The sequence below is a fragment of the Allosphingosinicella sp. genome (assembly GCF_036387215.1).
GTDB lineage: Bacteria > Pseudomonadota > Alphaproteobacteria > Sphingomonadales > Sphingomonadaceae > Allosphingosinicella.
The window spans coordinates 1-2,543 of sequence record NZ_DASVUE010000327.1 but is presented as its reverse complement, the minus strand read 5'-3'; the positions used below and the strand labels follow the sequence as shown (position 1 = coordinate 2,543).

Here is a 2,543-nt window from a genome sequence, read left to right as displayed (position 1 = left end):
GTGGAGCACACGCCGGTCGCACTCTCCTTCGCATTGGTGCACGACGACGGTACCGCCGATTTGTTCGTCGAGCCCGAGAAGATGGGGGAGGACGTCCGCCAGCATCTCGGCAACGGGGTTCGAGTGCATGAGCGGAGCGCGTTCGAGCGCCATCTCGCCTCCCTTGCCGGCAAGACCGTCGTCGCCGACCCCGAGCGAGCGGTGGCGGCGATCTTCGAAGCGCTCGAGGGCGCCGGAGCACGAATCGTCCAGAAGCGCGATCCGTCCGTGCTTCCAAAGGCGATCAAGAACGAGGCCGAGATTGACGGCCACCGGGCCGCGCAGGCCCGCGACGGTGCGGCGCTGACGCGCTTCCTCCACTGGCTCTCCATCGAGGCGCCCAAGGGTGGGGTGGACGAGCTTTGTGCCGCCGCGAAGCTGCACGAATTCCGCCAGGGCTGCGGCGACCTTCGCGACACCAGCTTCGACACCATTTCCGGCGCCGGCCCGAACGGCGCGATCGTCCACTATAGGGTGACGGAGGAGACCAACCGGCCGCTGGAGATGAACTCGATCTACCTCGTGGATTCGGGCGGGCAATATCCGGACGGCACGACCGACGTCACCCGCACCGTCGCGATCGGCCAGCCGACGGCGGAGATGCGCGACCGGTTCACGCGCGTGCTGAAGGGGCATATCGCCGTCGCCCGCGCGCTGTTCCCGAACGGCACCCGCGGCAGCCAGCTCGACACCCTCGCGCGGCAATATCTGTGGCAGGCGGGGCTGGATTACGCCCACGGCACCGGCCACGGCGTCGGCTCCTACCTCTCGGTGCACGAGGGGCCGCAGCGCATCTCGCCCGTCGGGAGCAGCCAGTCGGGCGGGGACGAGCCGCTCCGCGCCGGCATGCTGCTGTCGAACGAGCCGGGCTATTACAAGGCGGGCGAATACGGCATCCGGGTCGAGAATTTGATCCTCGTCCACCCTGTCTCGATCGATGGCGCGGAGAAGGAGATGCTCGGCTTCGAAACGCTCACCTTCGCGCCGATCGACAGGAGCCTCGTGGAGCCCGCGCTCCTGGCGGAGGACGAACGGCGCTGGCTCGACGATTACCATCGCAGCGTCGTCGATGTGGTGGGTCCGCAGCTGGAGGGCGAGGTGCTCGGCTGGCTGAAGGAGCAATGCCGACCGGTCTAGGATCGCTCAGGCTTGTCCGGCTCTCCGGCGGGCTCGCCCCGCGCCTGCGCCTTGCGGCGCTTCAAATTCTGGCGGAGCGCCTCGGCCAGCCTTTTTTCCCGTTCCGCGTCGCTTTTCGGCATGGCGGGAAACTAGGCAGGATCACGCACTTGCCGCAAGCCGCCTTGACATTGCATCGGCCCCCCGGCCATAGCGCCGCGTCCTTCCGACATCTAGGCGATGCTGCCGTAGCTCAGTGGTAGAGCGCATCCTTGGTAAGGCTGAGGTCGTGAGTTCAATCCTCACCGGCAGCACCATCGCCTATTTCTATTTTCGGACCATCATCTGGAGCACCGCGGGGTGCAGCGGCCGCTCGAAGGCGCAGCCGATGAAATGGGCGTTGGACCAGGCGACCTTGGCGTGCAGCGCCTCGAGGCCCGGAAGCTTCAGCCACACGTCGGCGCCCTGCTGCAGATCGAGGTGCGTCGAAGCTCGGAAGCCGTGGGTGGAGAGATCGAGGATCTGCACGGTGACACCGCTTGCCCCGCGCTGGCGCAGCCCGGCACCGATTTCGACGCCCGTTCGCTCGGCCTTGCGGCCATTCTCGAGGCCGCCGGTAGCGAGCTCGCCCTTGATATCGACGGGGTTGCTGTAGTGGAGCATGTTGCGGATCCCGTGGGGGAGGCTGAGCCGACCCTTTCCGGTTAGTCTCCAGTGACGTTGATGCCGACCGAAACGCCCCAGACGCGGGCGAGCTTGCGCTCGTGATCGCTGAGGCCTTCGTGCAGGGCGGGACGGCGGAAGCGCTGCTGGCTCTGGTTCGATTTGGACGTGCCGAGCTGGATCAGGACCTCATTCTCGTCGATCTGGCGGAGGAATTCGAGGCCGACACGGTTGCCGCCGCCGGTCCAGGCGACGCGGGCCGGGACCACGGTGCCGCCGCGGATGAAGACCAGTTCGTCGCCGACGCTGAACACTTCGTTCGTCTCGACGAGGGCACCTTTGCGCGAAAGATCGCGAAGCCGGGCGTCGACTTCGGCGAAAGCGGAGGTCCTCAGCCGCGCCGCCAGCAGCACGCGGTTGCGCTTCGCGCTCCGCTGCCCCGCCGGAACACCCGAAAAATTCTCTGCGCCCATTCCCGTTCTTCCCCGTCTTAACCTTGACCGCACCCTAGGGAATGAGGGCTAATTAGAGGTAAACGCCGCGTCAGTATTTTGCCTCGGGCGGTGGTTCGGGCATATCGCGATTGACCTTGCGCGGGCGGCGTCTATGCGGCCCGGCATGCGTTTTTTCTCGGACAATGCGGCGGCCGTGTGCCCCGAAGCGATGGCGGCGATGGCGGCCGCGAACCGGCTCGACACCGCTTATGACGGCGACGCGCTCAGCGG

At 66.8% G+C, this 2,543-nt stretch carries 3 protein-coding genes, 1 tRNA gene and 1 pseudogene; 3 read left to right on the top strand and 2 right to left on the bottom strand.

The window, feature by feature from the left end; all coding sequences use genetic code 11:
• Together VF662_RS13355 and VF662_RS13350 are read left to right on the top strand one after the other, a co-directional pair.
• Nucleotides 1–1,176 (top strand): aminopeptidase family protein P (locus tag VF662_RS13355; RefSeq protein ID WP_464142103.1); only part of this gene is annotated, 1,176 nt, incomplete at its 5' end.
• Between the two features lie 221 nt (nt 1,177–1,397).
• Nucleotides 1,398–1,472, top strand: a tRNA-Thr gene (locus VF662_RS13350).
• A gap of 10 nt (nt 1,473–1,482) precedes the next feature.
• Here the strand turns inward: VF662_RS13350 and VF662_RS13345 are convergent.
• Complete coding sequence (locus tag VF662_RS13345; RefSeq protein ID WP_464142101.1) at nt 1,483–1,818, bottom strand: PilZ domain-containing protein; 336 nt, start codon at nt 1,816–1,818, stop codon at nt 1,483–1,485.
• Nucleotides 1,819–1,859: 41 nt separating this feature from the next.
• Entirely contained in the window at nt 1,860–2,291 is a 432-nt protein-coding gene (locus VF662_RS13340) for a PilZ domain-containing protein (protein ID WP_464142099.1), read from the bottom strand.
• A 145-nt stretch (nt 2,292–2,436) separates the two neighbouring features.
• Here VF662_RS13340 and VF662_RS13335 point away from each other — a divergent pair.
• Nucleotides 2,437–2,543: pseudogene (locus VF662_RS13335) on the top strand (low specificity L-threonine aldolase); the annotation flags it as partial.

Coding starts and splice junctions, on each gene's coding strand:
- VF662_RS13340 (WP_464142099.1), bottom strand. CDS start 2,291: ATGGGCGCAGAGAATTTTTCGGGTGTTCCGGCGGGGCAGCGGAGCGCG.
- VF662_RS13345 (WP_464142101.1), bottom strand. CDS start 1,818: ATGCTCCACTACAGCAACCCCGTCGATATCAAGGGCGAGCTCGCTACC.